Origin of the sequence: uncultured Granulicatella sp. (assembly GCF_963528195.1) — a bacterium.
GTDB lineage: Bacteria > Bacillota > Bacilli > Lactobacillales > Aerococcaceae > Granulicatella.
In genome coordinates, this window is the sequence record NZ_CAURVN010000003.1 from 58,716 (window position 1) to 82,386 (window position 23,671).

Consider the following 23,671-nt stretch of genomic DNA (forward strand, 5'->3'; position numbering starts at 1 on the left):
TTCGCGGTACCACCCAAATTCTTGAAAAGTATTCATTACTTTTCAACTTGGTAAATTGTTAACGCTATTTAGGCGATATTTCTTACTATTATTTCGGAAATATATCTCAGAGATGATTCTCTATCTTTGAGGGACATGCTAAACTTTCACCAATCATTAGCTCGCTAATTGTTTCAAAAATAGAACGTTCTCGTCCATGAATATAAGAATAATACGCTATTTTTCTAAAAATTGCAAGTACTATCCATTTTGGAGAAATGAACTTTCACAGTAGCACAAATCATAAAAGCCAAAATAATGGCTTTTATGATAGGAACTGGCGTCCTATGCTACAGTATAAAAAGTCTCTTTCTATCCTCTAACAGCTTCTTCACTCGCTCTTACATATTTACGAACTGTACTCTTATGGAAGAATAACGAGATAAATGAAACTGGAATTGCTACAAAATACTTAATAATTTCTATGATAAACGTAATAATTAAAAATGAAAGCAGATGTGATCCAATATCTTTCTTCATTTTCATCTTATAGCCACCAAATAGTCCACGTTTGACTTTTCCAGTACTATAATCCATGATTTCAGAAGCAGCATATCCAGCACGAATTCCACCATATGGTGTAAAGAACCATCCTAGAATTCCACCTTTGAAACGACGATAGTCAATATACCAACTATAAGTATAGTTCGAAAGCAGGACATAAATGGGCCAGAAGATTTTTCCCCATAATCCTAACTCATTAAAAGACGTAATATAATTGAATAGTGAAATCACTAAATAACCCGTTATATAAAAACTTAAGTCTTGCTTTGGTGTATCAAAATAGCCACCGTATCCTGAATAAGGAATCACTTGAGGATCTAGTTTTGGTTCCTCTTTTGGATATTCTGAAGAAGGTTTAGTTTGAAAGACTGGATTCTTTTTCCATTCATCTGAAGTCGGATCAACATAATCTGAAGAATTTGATTGTCCTTTTTTTGGTGGTGCTACATAATCATCTCTTTTTGGAGGAGCTACGTAATCATCTGTTTTAGGAACTACTACATAGTCCTTATTATCAGAATCTTTTTTCTTTTTTGGTGGTGCTACATAATCTGTCATCTTATGCCTCCCTCATTTTTTCTAAATCTTCACTTGTAATCGTATTAAAATCACTCGACTCATCTTTTGTCACACGGCGAGACATATGTGCCAATAATTTTTGGTTAAAGTTACGAATCCAACGTCCATTACTATGGTCATCAGTTGTAGCATAAGCTTCCTTCACAACTGCTCTATAACTTTCTACATCATATTGATATCCTTGACCTTGTAAAATAAATTCACCAATCTGTACAATTTCGTCTGGACTATAGTCTTCAAAATCAAATGTCGTAGGAACACGACTCTTCAATCCAGAATTAGATTCTAAAAATTCTGCCATTTCTTTATGATATCCAGCAAAAATGACAACCATATCACGTCGATGATCTTCCATAAATTTCAAGATTTCATCAATGGCTTCTTGTCCAAAATTATCACTAGACCCATGTTTTAAAGAATAAGCTTCATCAATAAATAAAACTCCCCCAAGAGCTGCATGTAAATGTTCTCTTGTTTTAATAGCTGTTTGACCTTGATATCCGCCAATTAAATCTCCACGAGATACTTCAATTAGTTTATTCGTAGCAATTAATCCTTTTTGATACAATAATTCCGCAACAATTCTAGCAACCGTTGTTTTACCTGTACCTGGATTTCCTAAGAATAATGAGTGTAAAGTCGCAACAGAAGTTGCAAATCCTTCTTGTTCACGTTTACGATTCATTTCAGCTTGAGCAATAAAGTCTTCTACTTGCTCTTTCACTTTATGAAGACCAATTAATTGATGTAATTCTTCCCATGCATCTTTCTTCGTACCATTATCTTGATACTTACCAATCTCAAGAACAGCATCAATATCCGCATTTGTAATCAGTGAAATCTCTTCACTTTTCTCAGCAATAACACGAGCAATTAATTGTTTAATAATTTTTTCGTTAAAATTACGAATCCAACGTGCATTACTACGATCTAATGAACGATTATATTCCAACGTCACTTTACGTGTGTAGTACTCCACATCTGCAATTTCATAGCTGTTTTTTTGTAGACCTTTAATTCCCATTTGAACAATTTGTTCTGGAGTATAATCTTCAAAATCTAATCGGTTAGGAACACGTGAAGTTAAACCTGGATTAATTTGTAAAAATTGCTCCATTTCTTTCGTATATCCCGCAAAAATAATCATAATCTCATTTTTGTGGTCTTCCATATATTTAAGAATTGTTGTAATGGCTTCTTTACCTGTATCATTAGTACTCTTCTTATCTAATGAATAAGCTTCATCGATAAATAGAACCCCACCACGTGCTTCTTCTAATTTTGCTAATGTTTGAGTTGTTGTCTGGTTCACATACCCAGATAATAAATCTGATTCAGAAACTTCCACAAATTTAAACGTATCTCCAAACAATGCCCCACGTTCAAATAAGATTTTACCCATTAAACGAGCAACGGTTGTTTTACCTGTACCTGGATTTCCCATAAACATAGAGTGTAGTACTAGCTGTTGAGGTGGTTCTCCTCTAGAAACACGTTGTTTATTATAATCAACCATTCCAATTAATGTATCGATTTCTTTCTTAACTGCTTCTAATCCAACTAAACTTTGTAATTCTTCATAACTATCTAATTCTTTAGGAGCATTCTCGTCTCCTTCTGCACTGACACCTTTTGTATGACGAACAGATGCATGTAAAATAGAATCTTCATCTGTATCAATATTTAATTCACTGGAACTACCTTGTGCATACATTAATTCTTGAACATGAATTAAGGAAGATTCCAATCCTTTAATACTCACCTCAAGAGATTTTTCGAATAAAAGTTGTTTCGCAAAAATAGTTGAACAATAGTACAATCTTAATGGAATACTTGACTTACTTTCACACTGGAATGTGATTATTCCATCAGCAAAGCAATAAGTATTTGGACCTAAATCAAAGTTATCCATAATTTTACAATTATTTAAACGAGTAATTGTTGTTCTCAAATCCATTGATTGAACCGTTACATCCGTCAAAGTTACGCCACTTTTCTTTTCAGAATAGATTCCTTGTCCTCTATCTGCTTTACCAATAATCCCTGTTTCTAATTGGAATGAAGAATTCGTTACCCAAATCATTGGATAACCTTTCAGCATATCTCCACCATAAAATTGGCAATTAGTAGCTTCTAATCGTGAATCTTTTTGTAAATAAACAGCATTTCCTGAATAGTTCTCACAAATAGTATTTGTAAGTTTCAATTGCGAACCTTCCGAAGAAATTCTCCATTGGAAAAAGCAATCATTCGCCGTGACAGAACAATTTTTCAGAAAAATAGTTTGATTATTTTCATCACTAACAAAATGTGTTTTACAATTTTCAAATGTAACAAACGAATCCTCTTTTGCAAAAATTAAATAATTTTCATTATGATCTTCTGTACATTCAAAGACACAATTTTTAAAAGTTACAGAACAATTTTCGTTAATAATCATTAATGTAGTATTGTTAACATTCGTAAACCAGATATTTTCAAATACTACAGAAGCTCCACAGTCAAGAGCAATACAGCCTTGAAATTTATTCGTGAAGAATGACTCTCCATTTTCTTCGTCTAATAATCCTAGAAAAGTAAGATTTTTTGTAATTTCATATGGAACATCCGTTGAAAATCTCAAGAAATAATCTTTTTGGATTTCCAATACATCGCCTACTTTAGCGGCTGCTATGGCATCATTAAAATCCCATGTATTATCATCATATCCTACTTGATATGTCGGCATTTACTCACCTTCTTTTTTTGTTTCAATCATAATTATTTTACCTGTTTTTCTTCTTCATTGTCAATTTATTATCAGATGTTTTCAGGCTTTTATTTAGTATTTTAGAAATAAGTACAAACAAAAAAAGACTCCTTACAGTAGTATTGCTGCCGTCCTATACTACTGTAAGGAGTCTTATTCTAATACGTCCCTTCATATCCTTACATAAAAATGGAGAAGGACTTTTCACCGTAGTATTGGTACTAGAAGCCATGTTGGCTTCTAGTACTGGAAAATTCGAGACCTGGGCTCGAATTTTAGGAATGAGACACCGTAGGTGGCTGCTTCCGTCCATTACTACAACAGAAAAGTCCTTCGTAATTAAATCTCTGGGTAAATATCTTCCACTGTTTTTGCTGGGTCAATTACAATATATAAGTGACCATGTTTTCCAATAGCTGAACTTTGGAATTTATTGTCATTTCCATCTTCATCCACTGGGCTATATGGGAAGTATACGCGATCTGTTGAAACAATCACGTCTGATTTTGGATGATCGCTATCTAAATATAAAATATCCATTAATTCGATATCGCTATATTTTTTAACTCGTTCGAACATTCCTAATTCTAATCCACCTAAGTTAATGTCTTCAGACATTACGTGGTCTGCTTCAGGAAACACTTCAATACGTAATGATTCACATGGATGAATTTCTTGGAATTCACTTCCATTAATACGACCAAACGATGTTGTAACTTGTTTGATCCATAAATCTCCAATTAAACGACGGTTAATCGTCCATGTTTCTCCGTTACGGAATACAAAACGTAATCCTGACATTACTTTTTTCATAAAAGTCTCTCCTTTTTTATGTATGTTCTCACCATTTTGAGCAGTGAAAACACTTTTTTATTCTTTACTCTTCGAATTTTACCATTGAACTTAAATATTTTCAATGATTATACACTCTTTCCTCCAAAGTGAGATAAAACATACGTTTCCAACACTTCAGCATCGTTGGAAATACTTTGCTCTAAAATCATTTTTTCAACCGTTTTTAAAACTTGTCCAATAATAGGACCTTTTTTATCTAATTTTAAAATACGAATAATATCATGCCCATTTAAATGAATATCATTCATCGAATGAATCGGTAAAGAATGATACGTTGCTTCTAAGCCTTTCATGGAGGTACTCTTATCTTGAGCTATCAATAATGTCTCCACTTCACAGGCAACTTCATATGGACAAGCATAAGCGAAAAAGAAATTCCACTCTTCTTCTTTTCGTGCACGATAAGTTTTATATCCAACTAATACATCTCGAATTTGTTCATTAGATGATTTCCATGATTTTAATAAATGAGTCACTTCTTTATCACTCAAATTCAATTCATCTATGAATAAAATCCAAGCTTGTAAGACGCTCATTTCTTTTAAAGGAAATTCTGCTAATTTCAAAAGAATTTCATCTTTCCCATCAAATAATGGACAAGCTTGATATAAGCCCGTTTCAACAAATAATTGCAAAGCTTCTTTACGAAAAGAACTTTGAATCATCTTTTCAAATTCAACTTTCATCCGTTCCACGGCTACTTTAGATAAATTCATTTTTAAAAGAGAAATAGCATTCTTCGTTTTCTCTTCAATTTGAAATCCTAACTGACCGACAAAACGCACTGCACGAAACATTCGTAATGCATCTTCATTGAAACGTTCTTTTGCATCTCCAACACATCGAAGACACTGACGTTCTAAATCACCAATACCATCGAAAAAATCCATTAATTGGTCATCAATTCCAATCGCTAATGCATTAATCGTGAAATCACGACGTTTTAAATCTTCTTCTAGCGAGCGAACAAAGGTTACCTTATCTGGATGTCTAAAGTCTTCATAACCTTCTTCTGTTCGGAATGTTGTGACTTCATACCCTTCTTTATGATGAATAACCATAACTGTTCCATGCTCAATTCCCACATCAACTGTATGAGAAAATATCTCTTTAACTTCTTGTGGTGTAGCACTAGTGGCAATATCTACATCTGAAATAGGCTTATGAAGGAGCATATCTCTTACTGAACCACCTACAAAATAGGCTTCATATCCTGCATCAACTAATTGTTGCATTACAGGTAATGCTTCTAAAAATAATGGTTCTTTCTGAATAGACATTCACTCGACTCACTTACAACTTTTTAATCTTCTAAATCTTTTAACTTTTCCGTTAATTTAATAAATAAGCCTTGATTTCCTGATTCTAAAGCCTGATCAATTTGAGATAAAATTTCTTGTTTTAATACACTTGTTTGGATTTCAGCAAGAGCATCTTGAACCTCTTCATCAGATAAGCTTTCTTCTTCATAAAATGGATTCTTTTCTAGTATACCAAATTTTACCATGGTTAAATAGGAATCTTCAAATTCCATTTCAATATAACATTCTTCTTTCCAATTCAATCGAATATCATGGAATGCTTGTTCTGGATTATTAAAACGTGAACCTGCTTTATAAAAATAAAAGGATTCATCCGGTGCTTTATCTGTAGAAAACCACATTCCTTTCGGAGTACAATCTACTCGTTCTACAAAATGAACTTGTTTTAGTAATAATTCATGATTTAATAAATAATTTAAAATCCATAACGCTTCTCTTCTTTTTAGAGCATGATTGGATACAAACCATGAAATAAAGTTTTTCTTATCCTCTAAACTAGGTTGAAACATTTCTTTCACTCCTTAGGCTTCAAAATATTGCTGCAATTCTTGTAAATCTTCATTTAATGGTTCAAGATTTTGACCATGTTCTAACCACTCTTTAGCTTCTGTAGTTCGACCTTCTTCTCGAAGGAATCGTACATAATCAATAATAAACTCTACTGAATCTTCTAATTCGACACTTGCTTTTTGATAAAACTCTAAAGCTTCTTCAAATTCTTCAAGTCCTTCTTTAGCTCTTGCCATTAAATAAAAAATTTGACCATTCTCTAAGCCTTCTTCTATCTCCGATGCTAAAATATCTTGTACTTCTTCAAATTCTTCTTGATATAATAATACTTCTGTATAAGCTTGCATAATTTCAAATGATTCAGAGGATAGTTCATAAGCTTGTTTTAATGCTTCTTGTCCCTTTTCCATTTGTCCAATGGATAAATAACTCACACCTAAACTAAAGAATGGCTCTTTTTCATATGGATAAGTTTCTGTCATTTTGGATAAGCTCATAATGGCTTTTAAATACTCATGTTTAAACATTTGAATATGACTTAATCCTAGTAAGGCTTCATAATTTTCTGCATCTCGAGATAATATTTCTTGATATAATTTTTCTGCATGATCAACATTTCCTTCTTGGACATCATGTTTAGCAATGGTCACTAACAACTCATTAGAAGCTGATTCTAATCCTTCGTCTGATAATAGTTCTTGTAAAGGTTCTGCATTTCCAATTTCTAAAGAAGCTTCCACTAATAATTCTCTTGCACGATTTTCTTCTCCAGTTTCTTCATGGGAATTTTTTAAAAATCTTTCTAAATATTGAACACTTCTCTCCATTGCACCAGACTCAAACAATAAAGTACCTAAATAAAAATCTATGATAGTTTCTTCTGGAGCCAACTCTTTTGCGAGTAATAATTTTCTTTCAGCAACATCATAATATCCTTGAGCCTTATATAACTCTGATAAAATTACTAAAACACTAGGATAATTCTGGTTATCTTCAGGAATATCATATAAAACAGATAATGCTTGGTCATATTCCCCTTGATTGACTAAAATTTCTGCTAGTAAAATGGTCCAAGCAGATTCTTCAGGTTCAAATTGAGTTAATAATAAATATGCCTGTCTTGCTTCATCAAAAAAGCCACTACTTGCACTAAATGCAGCTAACTCGATTAATTCCTCTATTTGCTCTTCTGTCACTTCATTCATAAATTGATGAAAAAGTGTATAAACTTTTTCCAATTCTTGTTCTTCTAAAGCATTTTGAATTTGTTCAACAATTGATTTCATATTCTCTCCATTTCTATAGACAATAAAAAAGATGCTATATTGATTTAACTCTAATATAGCACCTTTATGAAATAGTTTCTATGAAAATGTCATAATAAACTGATTAGTTTTTTACAGCATCTTTCAAAGCTTTACCTGCTTTGAATGCAGGTACTTTGCTAGCTTCGATTTGGATTTCTTCACCTGATTGAGGGTTACGTCCTTTACGAGCAGCACGTTCACGTACTTCAAAGTTACCAAATCCGATAACTTGTACTTTTTCACCTGCTTGTAATGCTTCTTGAATTGTTTCGAATAATGCATCAACTGCTGCTGAAACATCTTTCTTTGTTAATTGCGTTTTTTTAGCTACGCGATCTACTAATTCTGCTTTATTTGCCATGTTAGATTCACCTCCATCACACAAGAAAATAATTCAGTAGTTATTGAGTGGTCCAATAACTCTGGAAACCTTACTGTTGATTTCTAAACAAGTATACCATTTGATGAACGGACTTTCAACGAATTATACACGATTTTATCATTTTCTTTGTCGAACAATCATATGAATCGGTGTTCCTTCAAAACCAAAGGCTGAACGAATTCGATTTTCTAAGAAACGTTCATATGAGAAATGCATTAATTCCACATCATTAACAAAAACAACAAATGTTGGTGGTTGAATTGCCACTTGTGTCATATAATAAATCTTCAATCGATTTCCTTTATCTGTTGGAGTTGGATTCATTGCGATAGCATCCATTAATACATCATTTAAAATCGATGACGAAATACGTTTAGAACGAACTTCATGAATTTCTTTTAATAATGGGGCAATTTTTATCAATCTTTGTTTTGTTTTAGCAGAAACAAATAAAATTGGTGCATAAGATAAGTATAGGAACTCTTTACGAATATTTTCTTCAAATTCTTTAAACGTAGAATTATCTTTTTCTAAAGTATCCCATTTATTCACTAAAATAATAACACCTTTTCCGGCTTCATGAGCATACCCTGCAATTTTCTTATCTTGTTCTTGAATTCCTTCTTCCGCATTCAAGACAACACAAACAATGTCACTACGTTCAATTGCTCTTAATGCACGTAAAACACTATATTTCTCAGTAGATTCGAAAACACGTCCTTTTTTACGAATACCAGCTGTATCAATCATTTTAAAGATAGTACCTTCTTCATCCGTAAAACTTGTATCAATCGCATCACGAGTTGTACCAGCAACATTTGATACAATCACACGTTCTTCTCCTAGCATTGCATTCACTAAACTTGATTTTCCTACATTTGGACGACCAATAAAGCTAAAACGAATTACATCTGTATCATCTTCTTGATCATCGTGTTCAGGAAATGCTTTTACAGCTGCATCTAATAAATCTCCAAGACCTAAACCATGACTTCCTGAAATTGGGAATGGTTCACCAAAACCCAATGCATAAAAATCAAAAATATCTGATCTTAATTCTGGATTATCTACCTTATTTACAGCTAATAATACAGGTTTATTTGTACGGTAAAGCATTTTTGCAATATGCTCATCCGTTGATGTTACACCTTCTTTTACACTTGTTAAGAAAATAATCACATCTGCTTCTTCCATTGCAATTTCAGCTTGCATACGAATATTTGACATGAATGGTTCATCTGTAATATCAATACCACCTGTATCAATAATGTGAAATTGATGTCCTAACCATTCACCTTCAGAATAAATTCTATCTCTCGTTACTCCAGCAATATCTTCGACAATCGAAATTCTTTCACCAACAACTCGGTTGAAAATTGTAGATTTCCCAACGTTTGGACGACCTACAATCGCAATAACTGGTGTTGACATCAAAATTCCTCCTTTCTCAAAAAATGAGGCTGGGAGTTTTTCCCAACCTCACCCTAATTTAATATTTTCTATTAGTCTTCAACAACTAATTCAGATAATTGTTCACCTAAACGATCTGCTAATGAAAATGTCACATCTTCTTCAGGTAATACATATTCTTCTTCAACAACTTCTTCCACTTCAGGTTTTTCAACAACTGGAGCTTCCTCTAAAGCTTTAATACTTAATGAAATGCGTTTTTCAGCTTCATTTACTTCTAATACTTTAACAGATACTTCTTGTCCCACTTGAAGAACTTCTTGAGGAGTTGCAATATGTTTATGAGCAATTTGAGAAATATGAACTAATCCTTCTACTCCAGGGAATAATTCAACAAATGCTCCAAACGCTGCAAAACGTTTAACAGTTCCTACTAATGTAGAATTAACTGCAGCACGTTCAGCAATATTATCCCAAGGTCCTGGAACAGTTTCTTTAATTGATAATGAAACACGACCTTTTTCAGCATCTAAGCCGATTACTTTTGCTTCTACAGTTTGACCAACTGCTAAGAAATCACTTGGTTTTGATACATGTTCATGAGAAATTTCAGAAACATGAACTAATCCATCAATTCCACCTAAATCAATGAACGCACCAAAGTTTGTTAAACGAGCAACTTTACCTGTAACAATTGCTCCTTCATAAACAGCTTCTAGCGCAGAAGCACGTTTAGCTGCTTTTTCATTAGCAATGATTTCTTTACGTGATAAAATTAAACGATTATCTGCTGGTAAAATTTCAACGATATCAAATACTAATGTTTGTCCTTTAAATTGTTTTAAATCTGAAACAAAGTGGTCAGAAATCATTGAAGCTGGCACAAATGCACGAACACCTGCATCTACAACTAATCCACCTTTAACTACGTCTTTTACAGTTCCTTCAACTTGTTCATGATTATCTGCTTTTGCTTGAAGTTCTTCCCAAACTTTACGAGCATCTACACGACGTTTTGAAAGTAAGAAACTACCATTTTCTTTATCTTTAATCGGTTTAATGACTACTAAATCTAATACATCTCCCACTTTTACGACATCTTCTACTTTATCAAATGGAGTTGCTGATAATTCATTAAAAGGAATAACACCTTCAACACCTCCACCAATAATACCAACAATGGCCTGTTTATCTTGTAAAACTAGTACTTCTCCTTGAACTAAGTCTCCAACTTGGATATCTTTTACAATATCAAGCGCATCTTGCATTGTTTGTAATTCTGACATTTAACTTCCTCCTATTACGCAACCATTCATTCGAACGAAAAAATTATTCTAAAAATTAATTTTTTCTCCTTTTTACATCATATCACTATTTCTTTCACAATTCTAGTGATATCCTTTTAAAAAGCTGATATTATTGGTTTTTTTGAATTAAAGCAGTCACTGTTTTTACGACATCGTCAATTGTCATTGTAGTTGTATCAATTTCAATAGCATCTTCTGCTTTTTTTAATGGAGATTCTTTGCGAGTGGAATCAATATGATCACGACGTCGAATATCTTCCACCAATTCTTCATAAGACATTTCGATTCCTTTTTCTTGATTTTCAATGAATCGGCGTTTTGCTCGTTCTTCAACACTAGCTACAAGAAAAATTTTAATTTCTGCTTGTGGAAGCACAACTGTTCCAATATCTCTTCCATCCATAATAATTGAATGATTTTCTGCAATTTCTCTTTGAAGATGAACCAATCTTGTTCTAACTTCCTTTAAAGCTGAGACGGCTGAAACATTTCGAGTCACTTCTACACTTCTAATTTCATCTGTGACATCTTCCCCATTCATAAATACACTTTGTTTTCCATCTTGCATCGAAAAACCAATTTCAATAGTTTGAACTAACTGCTCAATTGCTCTATGGTCGTCCAGTGAAATTTGATTTTTCAATACTGCTAATGTCACAACTCTATACATCGCTCCAGTATCTAAATAAACAAAATGATTTTCTTTGGCAATTAATTTTGAAATGGTACTTTTTCCAGATGAAGCAGGTCCGTCAATAGCAACTTGCATATAGCATATCTCCTTTAAATTTTTATTTTTTGCCTTATAACAACCTAAAAGGCTGGACTTTCTGCCCAGCCTTTAGCTGTTATTGTCTTGGTTGTAATACTTTTAATTGCATTCCAGGTGAAATATTGTTGCTAGTTAATCCGTTAATAGATTTTAATGTACCAACATCCATACCATGGTTTACAGCAATTCTATATAATGTTTCACCTGCTTGAACTGTATACGTTCCATAAGCTCCATTTTGAGTAGATTGAGCTTCAGAAGTAGACTGTTCTCTTTGTTGTCTTGCAGCATCTGATGGTGCTACTGTTGTAGATGTCACACTTGTCTCATTTGCTTTCGTTTCTGTAGATTTTGCCTCAGCTGTAGTTGTTTCTGCTGTAGTTGTTTCCACAACTTTTGTCAACATTACCTCATCTGCCGTACGAGGTTTTACCTCTGCCTTAGAACTTGACCAATAGAACCACATCATAAATAATAATGGAGATACTACTACCACAATAAATACAAATAATAACACACTTAATAATGGTGCTACTGCTTTACCATTGGAATTACGAGCACTACGAGAGTATTGACGTGCTTTTTGTGTATCTTCACCAAATTGGCGATCCCATGGTTGTTCTTCTTTTGGGTTTCTTTCGTTATTTAAATTATCAGTCATTAAAAATCCTCCTACATTCAACCACTGTCGTCATTAGACTTTATTCATTTAAAACTATAGCACATTTTCGTAATAATATGCAATCTTTTCAATCTATAGATAACATTTTAGCACATTTTTTTCTGATGTCATTGCTTTTTTCAATTTTTTTAAATGTTTTGAAAAAATTTTTAAAATATGAGAAACTTACAGTATCTATCATTATCTTTAGAAATGGAGGCTATCCTATGAATTCAAAACAACACCATTCCATTTATGGAAAAGTAGATTGTGAAAGTTGTATTGCCTGTGGCATTTGCCAACTAAAAGCTAGTAAACTATTTGAATATGATAATGATGGGATAGCGTTCATAAAACATGATAATAATACTGGAAACATCCCCATTCCTGAACATGAAGTAGAAGCTTTTAAAGAAGCCTATACTCACTGTCCAACAGGAGCTATCAAACGGAAAAATTCTCCATTTTAATTCATCTATATAAAATAATTCGGCAGCAGATATCTTTCAATATCTGCTGCCGTCCTTTACTACTATTAGAAAAGTCAAATTATGACAATACACGCATTAAGAACTCTTTTGTTCTTTCTTTTTGCGGATTTGTAAAGATTTGCTCAGCAGTTCCCTCTTCAGCAATAACCCCTTTATCCATAAAAATAACGCGATCACTAACGTCTCTAGCAAATTCCATTTCGTGTGTCACAATAATCATTGTTAATCCAGTATGGGCTAAACTCTTCATTGTTTCTAAAACTTCATTTACCATTTCTGGGTCTAATGCAGATGTTGGTTCATCAAATAATAATACATCTGGTTGCATTGATAAAGCTCTAGCAATCGCTACACGTTGTTTTTGTCCACCAGATAATTGACGAGGACGAGCATTTAAGTAAGCACTCATACCAACTTTTTCTAAGAAACTTTTCGCAATTTCTTCTGCTTCTTCTTTTGATTTTTTCAACACTTTAATAGGGCCCACTGTACAGTTTTCTAATACATTTAAGTTATTAAATAAATTAAATTGTTGGAAAACCATTCCTAAATGCGTACGATATTCATAAATATTTGTATCTTCATCTAAAATATTTTTTCCGTTATATAAAATTTCACCAGAAGTTGGTTTTTCTAATAAATTCACACAACGTAATAAAGTAGATTTACCGGAACCTGAAGAACCAATAATTGTTACTACTTCTCCAGATTCTACTGAAAATGAAATATCTTTTAGGACTTCATGAGTCCCGAACACTTTATTTAAATGTTTAATCGTTACTACTTCTTGACTCATGATTTTTATCCTTTCCCTTTCGTTTTTTCGTATACAGATGCCATTGAATTTGAATTTAATGGATCAGAATGAATAATTTCATAGTTATCTGGACCATCCATTTTACGTTCAATATAACGTAAAATTTGTGTTAAAACAGTTGTCATAATGAAGTACAAAATCAATGTGACAAAGAATGTTTCAAAGTAACGGAAGTTTGCTCCAGCAACTGTTTTTGTTGCAAAATATAATTCTGAAACAGAAATTACGTTTAATACTGAAGTATCTTTAATGTTAATAACAAACTCATTTCCTGTAGCAGGTAAAATATTACGAATCACTTGAGGGAAGATTACATTCATCATTGTTTGAGTGTGTGTCATCCCGATTGCTTGAGCAGCTTCAAATTGTCCTTTATCGATAGAAATAATTCCTCCACGAACAATTTCAGACATATAAGCACCTGTATTAATTGATACAATGAAAATCGCAGCAAATGTACGATCCATATCAATTCCAAATGCTAATGCTGATCCATAATAAATAACCATTGCTTGTACAATCATTGGAGTTCCTCTAAAGAACTCAGTGTATGCTGTTAATAAAGCATTTGCTATTTTTAAAGTAATTCTTTTTGAACCTTTTTCTGGCATTGGAATTGTTTTAACTAAACCAATGAGTAATCCGATAACCGTTCCGATAATTGTTCCGATAATTGAAATATATAAAGTTACCCAAGCTCCATTAAGAAACATTGGCCAATTATCTTGTATAATTTTGATAATCCATTCAATATTCATCTTTTGTCCTCTTTCGTTTTTTTAGTTATGTATCTAGAAGGGGAATCCCCCCTCTAGTTTAAAAAAATATGTTAGTTAGCAGCTGGTTGATTTTTGATAGCTTCATCCATAATTTGTTGACGTTCAGCATCAGAAATTTCTGATAAAGCTTTGTTAATAGCATCTTTTAATGGACTATTTTTTTTCAAACCTACAGCAGTATCAGTATCTTCATCACTTGCTTTGAAACCATCAGATAATTTAATCATTACGAAATCTGAATTTGCAGCTTGTGCAGAAACACCTTCTGGTAATTCAGAAACATAAGCATCAATTGTTCCAGCTTGTAGTGCTACACGCATTGCTGGGAAATTATCCATTGCAGGTTGTTTTGCAACACCTGGAATTTGATCAATGACACTGTAGTGGAAAGTGTTTAATTGTCCTGTTACTTTAGCACCTGAGAAATCTGCTAATGTTTTAGCTTGTTCAAATTTGCTTCCTTTTTTCACAACCATTACTAATTGTGATTTGTAATAATTATCTGAAAAATCAATTGCTTCTTTTCTTTCAGCAGTTGGACTCATACCAGCAATGATTGCATCTAGTTTACCAGAAACAACACCTGGTGTTAAGCCATCCCACTCAGTTTTTACAATAACTAATTCTTTATTTAATTTTTTCGCTACACGTTTTGCAATTTCAACGTCATAACCACCCGCATAATCATTAGAACCTTGAATTTTTACTCCGCCATTAGCATCTGTTTGCTGTGTCCAGTTAAATGGAGGATATCCAGCTTCCATACCAACAACTAATTGATTTGTACTAGCTTTACTACCACAAGCCGCTAACCCTAATCCAATGGCTACAGTCATTAATCCTTTTAATAAATTTTTTTTCATATTACCCTCTCCTTTTGATTATAAACTTTAGGCTGCAAAGAAAAAAGAGAGATTACGAACAAAAGGTTCGCAATCTCTCCTGAATAGACTCTTATCTTAAAAAAGTATACAGAAAAAATTAGCATAAACTGCTTTTGCCCGGTAATTGATTGCACTTCACACTGATCTGGGCAGAGAGTGTGACAGTGACTGACCTATTATGACCAGCCCCCAACATAGCTTTGCTACATTTCGGCGAAATCCCCTTTCCGTAATTACGTACTTTTGTCATCCGCGCCTCAAGTTCAATAACCATTTATTTAATTTGTAAAGCCATTGTAACAAAATGAAAATATGATGTCAACCATTTTCATTAAATTTTCATAATTAATTTTGTGTCGGAGAAGTACTACTTAGTAATTGTTCATAAGCGAACTCGAATTTTTGTACATCTCCCGCTCCCATAAAGACAATAACAGCATCTTTATAAACTAATAATGGAGATAAGTTTTCAATTTTTAAGACAGTTGCTCCGCCTTCCACTAATGCAGCTAAATCTTCAATAGAAACATTTCCTGATTTTTCACGAACAGAGGCAAAAATATCACATAAATAAACATCGTCTGCTAAAGATAATGCTTTTGCAAATTCATCTAATAATGCAATCGTTCTTGTAAATGTATGTGGTTGGAATACAGCTACAATTTTCTTTGTTGGATATTTTTGTCTTGTTGCATCTAATGTTGCACGAATTTCAGAAGGATGATGAGCATAATCATCAATAACTGTAATTTCATTCATTTTCTTTTCAGAAAAACGACGCTTAACTCCACTAAATGTTTTTAAATTAGCGGCTAATTCTTCTGGATTTAAATCATTTAAATAATAGAACGTAATAATCGCTAATGCATTTAAAATATTATGAGTTCCATATGTTGGAATATCAAATTTACCATAGAATTTACCATGAATATACACATCAAAATGACTACCAGCTGTATCTTTTTGAATATTTTCTGCTACAACATCATTACCTTTAGCAATTCCATAATAAGTAATTGGAGTAGTAAGGTCTAATTCACGTAATCTTGCATCATCTCCACAAGCGATAATACCTTTTTTCACTTGACGACCAAATGATTCAAATGCACTTTGTACATCATCAATATCCGTATAATAATCAGGATGATCAAAATCAATATTTGTCATAATTGCATAATCTGGTTTATAGGCCATAAAATGACGTTTATATTCGCAGGCTTCTAATACAAAGTATTCAGACCCTTCTACCCCATGTCCAGTACCGTCCCCAATTAAATAACTTGTTGGTTCCATCGCGCTTAAAACATGTGCTAATAAACCTGTTGTACTTGTTTTCCCATGCGAACCAGTAATAGCAACACTTTTATAGCCTTTTAATAATTCTCCTAAAAATTTATGATAGCGAATCACTTCAATTCCTTTTTCACGTGCAGCTACTAATTCTTCATGGCTATCTGGAAATGCATTCCCTGCAATGACAATTTGTCCTTCTTGAATATTTTCTGCATTAAAAGGAAACATTTTAATGCCAGCATCTTCTAAACCTTTTTGTGTAAAGAAATAATTTTCTAAATCTGATCCTTGTACAGAATATCCTTCTCCATGTAATACTAAAGCTAATGCACTCATTCCTGAGCCTTTTATGCCCGTAAAGTGATAAATTTTATTTTTATCCATTTTATATTCCACTTCCTATATTTACTTTTGGCTATATGGTAAGTTATCTTTTCCTTGTTCTTGTTCCATAATCCAAGATAATGAACGATTCATGGCTCTTCTTTGTTTTCCCGGTAATGGTTGTAATTCAGGAGCCAACACTTCCATCGCTTGTGTATCCGGCAAAGTCTTTAATAATGTTTCTTGTACCATTTGAGTAGACGGTAAGGAAGAATTCATTCTTTTTGAAGAAGTGATTCGATTCTCCATTTTTTCTGATTTCTTCTCAATTTCTACTTCTTCTACTGTTACTAATGGTGTTTCTTCACTCGAAAATATGAGTAATTCTTCTGGCTCTCTTTTCAATCTATTTTCTAATTCTTCATAAGCAACTTGCTTTTTTACGGATATAGAAGGAGCCATCCCTTTTAAAATCGAAGGAACCGTCGATGGAGTAAAACGAGTGTGAGTCGGTTTTTCTTGTAAAAAACTACGCCATTTATCTCGATTGTTTCCTCTTTGACTACTTTCTTTAAAAGATTGTAAAATCCCTTCTTTTTTTTCAGGATTCATTTTTTCTTCTAATGCTGAACGTGTTGGATGAGAAAAAGGTAGATAATGTTCTATAATGGTTTCTTCTTTTATCTCTTCTTGTTCAGAATCAAATGCCCCTTCCTCTTTTGGATGTAAATGATTCGGAAAATCTATCCATTTAGTTTTAAAATTTTGCTTATTTGGTAAATGTTGATTACTAATCTCTCTCATCGAACGATGGTTATTTGACACAAATACCACTCCTCTTCGATTTATTAACCTTTAAATGGCTCTCCAATAACAGCATCATCATTTAACACTAAAATTCCTTTTTTAGCAGGCGCATTTTCTAAACCTAATTCACGAGCAGAACATAACATTCCGTGACTTTCTACCCCACGTAATTCTCCAGACCAAATAATACTTCCATTTGGCATTACTGTTCCAGGAGTAGCTACTACAACTTTTTGTCCTGCTTTTACATTTGGAGCTCCACAAACAATTTGTAAAACTGTATCTTGGCTTACACGTGTTTGTGTAACATGTAAATGATCTGAGTCTTCATGAGGAACACAAGTTTCTACATAACCAACTACTAGAGTATCTTTTGTAGATAAATCTAATGATAATCCATCAAATCCTACTTCTTGGATTAATGTTTTAACGATTTCTTGCTCTTCTGAAGATAAAAATTGTTGTCCTGCTTGTTCAAAACGAATATGGTTTGAAATCCCTGCAATATTATAGCCAATCACTGTATTCGTTTTTTCATCTAATACACGTGTTACTCCATTTTTTGTTTCAATCGCTACATCATAACGGCTTGCCGCTCCTGATGTTAATAATAATGTATCTGAAATACCTTCTTGATTATAAAAACTTAACCACATAATAATCTCCTTAAATTTATTTTTAATTAATTTGTTCTTCCATCTAAAATTGTATCAACTGTACTACGGTCTAATGCACGAATCGTTTGGATAACCATTTCACGTGCTGCTTCATAGTCTTTAATCGAGAACATTGTTTGATGCGTATGAATATAACGAGCACATACCCCAATCACCGTACTTGGAACTCCTTGATTCATTAAGTGAGCTTTCCCTGCATCCGTTCCACCTTGAGAAACAAAATATTGGAATGGGATATTATGAGTTAAAGCAGTATCTTCTAAAAATTCCTTCATACGAGGTAATGTAATCAAGCCTGGATCTAATATTCTTAATAAAAATCCTTGATCTAAATGTCCAAATGTATCTTTAGAACCCGTTAAATCATCTGCCGCAGAACAGTCTACAGCAAAGAATAAGTCTGGATTGAATTTTGTAACACTTGGGCCAGTTCCACGTAATCCAACTTCTTCTTGGACATTAGCACCTGCAATTAGTGTATTCGGTAAAGTTTCATTTTTTAATTCACGTAAAGCTTCTAATACGACTGTACAACCATAACGATTATCCCATGATTTTGCAATCATTCGTTTTTTATTCGCTGTCCAAATAGTTTCCACTAAAGGCACAATGGTATCCCCAGGTCGAACTCCGTATTCCTCAGCTTCTTCTTTTGAAGTAAATCCGGCATCAAATAAAATATCTGTTACTTTTACCGTTGCTTGTTGCCCGCCAGCTGCACGTAATAAATGTGGAGGAACTGAACTAGAAATAACAGGATAATCTTCTTTACGAGTTTGTAATGTAAAACGTTGCGCTGAAACAACATATGGATTCCAACCACCTAATGGACTAACTTTTAATAAACCTGTTGCAGTGATATTTGTCACCATAAAGCCAACTTCATCCATATGTGCTGCAATCATAATTTTAGGTGCATTCGCATCTTTATGTTCACGAACCCCAAAAATGCCTCCTAAACCATCTTGCTCAATACGGTCGACTAATGGCTCCAATTCTTTTCTCATAAATTCTCGAACATTTTTTTCATGTCCACTTGTTGATTGTAATTCTGTTAAAGTTTTAATTAAACTTTCTGTTTTCTTTTCCATTGTTCTTGCCTCCATAAGAATAAAAAGCTCTAATGTACCGTTCCCAGTCCTTTCAGAGCTCCTTTTAACGTCACTCTTTTTATGAGTATTCCTTGCCCATTAGGCTGACGCTATTTTATATAAATCTAGAACTGCACCTGTTTTGGCATCAGCAAAAAATTCGTATTGCACCAATTCTTCTTGTTCTTTACGAGTAATACCACCATAGTATACATATCCACTAAAATCTTCTTGTTCAATATACACTGGTTCCATTTCAATCCATGAGCCTTCAATTGTACCAACAACTGTAAATAAACGACGAACATTTCCTACAATAATATCCCCATTTACTAGTTTCTTCTCATAAAATTTAGAAACGAGCCATGCACCAACAAAAGCACCGGCTGCAAGGAATAATCCTGCTTTAAAAGATGATTTATTTTCTGACATTTTACTCACTCCTCTATTTTACTTCATAGGGATGACGTTCTTTTGGAAAAATTGCTTCTACTCGATAAATCGGATGTCCTTTAGCAGAAAACTTTTCTTCATATTCGGTCATCACATTGCCTTCAAACTCTACTTGGTGTAAATCTAACCAAACTTGCTTTAAAATCATTCCAAATTGAGAAAATGAAGATAAACTATATTCAAATAATCCTCGGTTATCCGTTTTAAAATGAATTTCTCCTTCTAAAGGCAATACTTGTTCATATGCTTTTAGAAAATCAGCATGAGTCAAGCGTCTTTTAGCATGACGTTTCTTAGGCCATGGATCAGAAAAATTCAAGTAAATTCGATCCACTTCACCATCTTCAAAATAATCTGTCACTGTTCCACCATCAATATGTAATAATTGTAAATTTGGAACTTCTGCAGCTAACGCTTTTTCTAACGCAACAACAATCACACTTGTTTGAATTTCAATCCCAATATAATTAATATCTGGATTTTTCTTTGCCATTTCACTAACAAATTGACCTTTTCCAGAACCAATTTCAATATGAATTGGATGATCATTTCCAAAACGCTCTTTCCAGCGTCCTTTCCATTCTTCTGGATTTTGAATCACCATTTCTGGATGAGCTAACAAAGTATCTTTAGCCCATGGTTTATTTCTTAAACGCAATTTAATACTCCTCTTCTTTCATCAAACGATGATTATAAATTGATTTTACCACTAAAATCTTTTCGTTCATTTCATAATAACGACCTTCAAAATGACTTTTCTTAATAAAGTTTAAACAATTCATCAAAGCATACCATTCAATTCGTTGATAAATATTCGTTGATAAATTCAACCCATAAGCATCTAACCATTCGCCCCATTGATGAACAGGAATGTATTGAGTTAAAATCATCGTTAAATCCGATACAGGATCAGCTAAACGAACCATTTCCCAATCAATTAAATATAATTTATCATTAGCTAATAAAAAATTACGACGATCTAAATCACCATGACAAACGGTTTTGCCTGCTTCTAATACAAGAGGCAATGTTTCTTTTAAATAATCTAATACTTCTGATAAGAAACGATGACTTTGTAAACCTGATTGTAAATTTACTAAATAATCTTCAATGAAATGCTGAGCAGTATATTCTTCGCCTTGAATTTTTTGAAGCATTAATAGTAAATTAGGAGACTGATGGATTTCTTTTAATAAATCAATCACTTCCATTGAATTCATTTCTTCAGTTGTTAAGGATCGACCATTTAACCATTCTTGAGCTGTTAAAATATCTCCATTTCCTGATCTCTTGGTCCACATTAATTTAGGGGCAATTCCCTCTCCTGACAATGCAGCTAAAAATGGCGAAGAATTTCTTTTTAAAAAGACTCTCTCCTGCGCTCTCACTGCCATATAAGCTTGTCCGGTATCTCCCCCAATTGGATGTAATTCCCATCCTGCATCCATGTTTTGTTCCATATTTCTATCCCTACCGACCATTTCTTGAGTTTATTCGTTATCTTTCATTTTATGCTGTCCCAATGTTTCCGTCAAGCTTCACGGTTAAAATCTATCTTCTTTTCTTTTTACGATTTAAACGTGGTTTTAAATAACCATATAAAAATGCAGCAGATAATACGGGATACCATAAAAGTCCTGCTAATACAAAAGCATTTCTTGAGACTAAAGCTGTTAATAGACTAATCATTACACTTGCTCCAATGACTAACTGTAAAACAACCCCAATAAAATCATCCATCATTTCCTTTGGTTCATATAAGGAATGAATATAAATCGAATGAGCTTTTGGATGTTTGTATAAAGAAGCAAATTGGAAACAAATCACTAACATCATCATCGATTGAATTGCCATTATCCAATACCAAACGGAACTAACAAATGATAATAAAACTGTTACTACAATCATTTGAAGGAATACCGTAACATAATTGGAACTTCTTAATGCTGTTCGAACTAATAAATAACGATACGGATGAATACGATTAGGTGTTAGTTTTCCTACGAAAATATCTAATGATTGATTACGCTTTGCTTGATGTTTCTTTAAAAACGGTACATCTACAAACAAAGCAATCACTCTAAAAATTCTTTGTTGACGTACTTGCTCTTTTTGAATCATTTCATTCCAGTCGAAATTCACCGTTTTAGCAGATGCAAAACGATAAAGCCCAATTGCAAGAACTGCCAATACTTGTGCCATCGATAAAGAGAACACTTTTGGAATAAAAGAAAGAATTCCAAACAAACAAATACTATTCACCAAATAGAGTGCTACATTATAAAAAGAATTCTTCGGTAACTTTCCTTCAAAAATTGATTTTTGAATCATAAAATGGAATCCTTTTAGTGATAATAGCGTTACAAAAATGGCAATAAATGGAATCATTCCGTTCCCATATGCTTGCATAAAAATCGGCAACACAAAAATCGTTGCAATAAAATTCATCACTAATGGAAAAATCCAACTATAACGAATCGCACGTTTAAAATAGGGTTTAAAATCTTCACCAATCACACTTAAAAAGTGTAAATCTGCCTCTTCTACATAAGTAGCAATTTCACCAAATAAAGGAAAAATAGCTAATAACAAACTAATCAATAATATCAGAGGCCATTCTAAAATACGAATCGATTTTAACCATGTTGAATATTGAAATAATAGAAAGCCAAATAAGAAAAAGACAACAATCATAAAATGATCATTCATCATATATTTGGCATATTTCATTACTTTTTTCTGATAAGTCTTGAAACGAGTTCCCCACAATTGTTCACTATTCATGATGATCACCTGTATTCGTTGTTAAGGCAAAATACACGTCTTCTAATGAAGTTTCATCAATTTGAACTTCGCCTTTAAGCGTTTCTAAATCTCCTTGTGCTTGAACCAATCCATCATGTAATACAATGAAACGATCACAATATTTTTCAGCAGTATCTAGCACATGCGTAGACATTAAGATTGCTGCACCAGATTCTTTTTTCTCTCTCAAAACATTTAATAATGTACGAATTCCTAATGGATCTAATCCTAAAAATGGTTCATCGACCACATATAACGGAACGTCTAACATTAATGCACAAACAATAAGTACCTTTTGCTTCATTCCTTTTGAAAAATAAGCTGGAAACCAATCTAATTGCTTCGTTAAACGAAACTGCTCTACTAATTCCATCGCTCTATGCATCGTTTCAGGTGTGTCTTGTTGATAAGCACGAGCTGTTAATTCAATATGTTCTCTAAAGGTTAATTCTTCATATAACACTGGTGTCTCTGGAATAACTGCAATTAATTTACGATAATCTCGAACACTTTCTGCTACCGTATGCCCTTGAATCGAAATTTCTCCCGAAAATGGTTGAATAAAATTTGTAATACATTTAATGGTTGTACTTTTCCCTGCTCCATTTAATCCAATGAGTCCAGAAATTTCCCCTGATTGTACTTCAAAAGAAACTCCTTTAATGACAGGAACTTGAGTATAACCTGCTGTTATATTATCTACTTTTAATGTCATAACTTTCTCCAATCCTACACAATTTAGCATTATTATATCAAAAAAACACTCTAGTTCCTAGAATCTTTCATTTGAAGAAAAACTTCGCGATTTCATTGCATTCCTTCACTACTCGTGGTACGATTTGCCTATACAATT

General features: G+C 33.1%; 22 protein-coding genes, 1 pseudogene and 1 riboswitch. Of the genes and pseudogenes, 1 reads left to right on the forward strand and 22 read right to left on the reverse strand.

The genetic code is table 11. The annotated features are described in order from the left end of the window. Nucleotides 1-351 precede the first annotated feature (351 nt). The 11 genes from RWR88_RS01890 to RWR88_RS01940 all read right to left on the reverse strand — a co-directional run bounded on the left by RWR88_RS01890 (nt 352) and on the right by RWR88_RS01940 (nt 12,397). Nucleotides 352-1,101 carry a hypothetical protein gene (locus tag RWR88_RS01890; RefSeq protein ID WP_314450358.1) on the reverse strand — a complete coding sequence of 250 codons (750 nt, stop codon included), beginning with the start codon at nt 1,099-1,101 and terminating at the stop codon, nt 352-354. 1 nt (nt 1,102) lies between these two features. Beyond that, on the reverse strand, nt 1,103-3,850 hold the full coding sequence (locus RWR88_RS01895; RefSeq protein ID WP_314450359.1) for an AAA family ATPase: 2,748 nt from the start codon (nt 3,848-3,850) through the stop codon (nt 1,103-1,105). Between the two features lie 360 nt (nt 3,851-4,210). After that, a complete protein-coding gene (locus RWR88_RS01900; protein WP_314349841.1) occupies nt 4,211-4,684 on the reverse strand; it encodes a hypothetical protein in 474 nt (157 codons plus the stop codon). Between the two features lie 107 nt (nt 4,685-4,791). Then, a complete protein-coding gene (locus tag RWR88_RS01905) occupies nt 4,792-6,006 on the reverse strand; it encodes a CCA tRNA nucleotidyltransferase (protein WP_314450362.1) in 1,215 nt (404 codons plus the stop codon). A gap of 23 nt (nt 6,007-6,029) precedes the next feature. Further along, nucleotides 6,030-6,557, reverse strand: a complete 528-nt coding sequence (locus RWR88_RS01910; RefSeq protein ID WP_314450366.1) for a YpiB family protein — start codon at nt 6,555-6,557, stop codon at nt 6,030-6,032. Nucleotides 6,558-6,569: 12 nt separating this feature from the next. Beyond that, nucleotides 6,570-7,844, reverse strand: coding sequence for a tetratricopeptide repeat protein (locus tag RWR88_RS01915; RefSeq protein WP_314450368.1), 1,275 nt, complete (start codon nt 7,842-7,844; stop codon nt 6,570-6,572). A 103-nt stretch (nt 7,845-7,947) separates the two neighbouring features. Further along, the gene (locus tag RWR88_RS01920; protein WP_006702317.1) at nt 7,948-8,226 is read right to left on the reverse strand and encodes an HU family DNA-binding protein; all 279 of its coding nucleotides are present in this window, start codon (nt 8,224-8,226) and stop codon (nt 7,948-7,950) included. A gap of 138 nt (nt 8,227-8,364) precedes the next feature. Then, a complete protein-coding gene (gene der, locus RWR88_RS01925) occupies nt 8,365-9,678 on the reverse strand; it encodes a ribosome biogenesis GTPase Der (protein WP_314349954.1) in 1,314 nt (437 codons plus the stop codon). Between the two features lie 71 nt (nt 9,679-9,749). After that, nucleotides 9,750-10,943, reverse strand: a complete 1,194-nt coding sequence (gene rpsA, locus RWR88_RS01930; RefSeq protein WP_314450369.1) for a 30S ribosomal protein S1 — start codon at nt 10,941-10,943, stop codon at nt 9,750-9,752. A gap of 130 nt (nt 10,944-11,073) precedes the next feature. Next, nucleotides 11,074-11,733, reverse strand: coding sequence for a (d)CMP kinase (gene cmk, locus RWR88_RS01935; protein ID WP_314450371.1), 660 nt, complete (start codon nt 11,731-11,733; stop codon nt 11,074-11,076). Nucleotides 11,734-11,812: 79 nt separating this feature from the next. Further along, nucleotides 11,813-12,397, reverse strand: coding sequence for an SAG1386/EF1546 family surface-associated protein (locus RWR88_RS01940; protein ID WP_314349957.1), 585 nt, complete (start codon nt 12,395-12,397; stop codon nt 11,813-11,815). Nucleotides 12,398-12,624: 227 nt separating this feature from the next. Here RWR88_RS01940 and RWR88_RS01945 point away from each other — a divergent pair, with 227 nt between their 5' ends. Beyond that, a complete protein-coding gene (locus RWR88_RS01945; protein ID WP_314450373.1) occupies nt 12,625-12,867 on the forward strand; it encodes a ferredoxin in 243 nt (80 codons plus the stop codon). A gap of 79 nt (nt 12,868-12,946) precedes the next feature. Here the strand turns inward: RWR88_RS01945 and RWR88_RS01950 are convergent, their stop codons facing one another. The 11 genes and pseudogenes from RWR88_RS01950 to RWR88_RS02000 all read right to left on the reverse strand — a co-directional run bounded on the left by RWR88_RS01950 (nt 12,947) and on the right by RWR88_RS02000 (nt 23,533). Further along, the gene (locus RWR88_RS01950) at nt 12,947-13,684 is read right to left on the reverse strand and encodes an amino acid ABC transporter ATP-binding protein (protein WP_006702311.1); all 738 of its coding nucleotides are present in this window, start codon (nt 13,682-13,684) and stop codon (nt 12,947-12,949) included. Nucleotides 13,685-13,689: 5 nt separating this feature from the next. Further along, a pseudogene (locus RWR88_RS01955) lies at nt 13,690-15,320 on the reverse strand (ABC transporter permease subunit). 169 nt (nt 15,321-15,489) lie between these two features. Beyond that, nucleotides 15,490-15,637: riboswitch (Lysine riboswitch) on the reverse strand. Nucleotides 15,638-15,713: 76 nt separating this feature from the next. Then, nucleotides 15,714-17,045, reverse strand: coding sequence for a UDP-N-acetylmuramate--L-alanine ligase (gene murC / locus RWR88_RS01960; protein ID WP_314450375.1), 1,332 nt, complete (start codon nt 17,043-17,045; stop codon nt 15,714-15,716). A 21-nt stretch (nt 17,046-17,066) separates the two neighbouring features. Continuing rightward, on the reverse strand, nt 17,067-17,810 hold the full coding sequence (locus RWR88_RS01965) for a hypothetical protein (RefSeq protein WP_314450377.1): 744 nt from the start codon (nt 17,808-17,810) through the stop codon (nt 17,067-17,069). A gap of 23 nt (nt 17,811-17,833) precedes the next feature. After that, nucleotides 17,834-18,448, reverse strand: coding sequence for a YtpR family tRNA-binding protein (gene ytpR / locus RWR88_RS01970; protein WP_314450379.1), 615 nt, complete (start codon nt 18,446-18,448; stop codon nt 17,834-17,836). A 26-nt stretch (nt 18,449-18,474) separates the two neighbouring features. Continuing rightward, nucleotides 18,475-19,560 (reverse strand): glutamyl aminopeptidase, encoded by a 1,086-nt coding sequence (pepA, locus tag RWR88_RS01975; RefSeq protein ID WP_314450382.1) that lies wholly within the window; start codon nt 19,558-19,560, stop codon nt 18,475-18,477. A 99-nt stretch (nt 19,561-19,659) separates the two neighbouring features. Continuing rightward, nucleotides 19,660-19,992, reverse strand: a complete 333-nt coding sequence (locus RWR88_RS01980) for a PepSY domain-containing protein (RefSeq protein WP_314348714.1) — start codon at nt 19,990-19,992, stop codon at nt 19,660-19,662. A gap of 13 nt (nt 19,993-20,005) precedes the next feature. After that, nucleotides 20,006-20,671: a tRNA (guanosine(46)-N7)-methyltransferase TrmB gene (gene trmB, locus RWR88_RS01985; protein ID WP_314348715.1), complete on the reverse strand. Its 666-nt coding sequence runs from the start codon at nt 20,669-20,671 to the stop codon at nt 20,006-20,008. 1 nt (nt 20,672) lies between these two features. Further along, a complete protein-coding gene (locus tag RWR88_RS01990) occupies nt 20,673-21,473 on the reverse strand; it encodes a phosphotransferase family protein (RefSeq protein WP_314348716.1) in 801 nt (266 codons plus the stop codon). A gap of 91 nt (nt 21,474-21,564) precedes the next feature. Next, a complete protein-coding gene (locus RWR88_RS01995) occupies nt 21,565-22,797 on the reverse strand; it encodes an ABC transporter permease (protein ID WP_314450383.1) in 1,233 nt (410 codons plus the stop codon). Further along, the gene (locus tag RWR88_RS02000; protein WP_314348718.1) at nt 22,790-23,533 is read right to left on the reverse strand and encodes an ABC transporter ATP-binding protein; all 744 of its coding nucleotides are present in this window, start codon (nt 23,531-23,533) and stop codon (nt 22,790-22,792) included. Before RWR88_RS02000 ends, RWR88_RS01995 begins: the two co-directional genes overlap by 8 nt. Between the last annotated feature and the right edge of the window lie 138 nt (nt 23,534-23,671).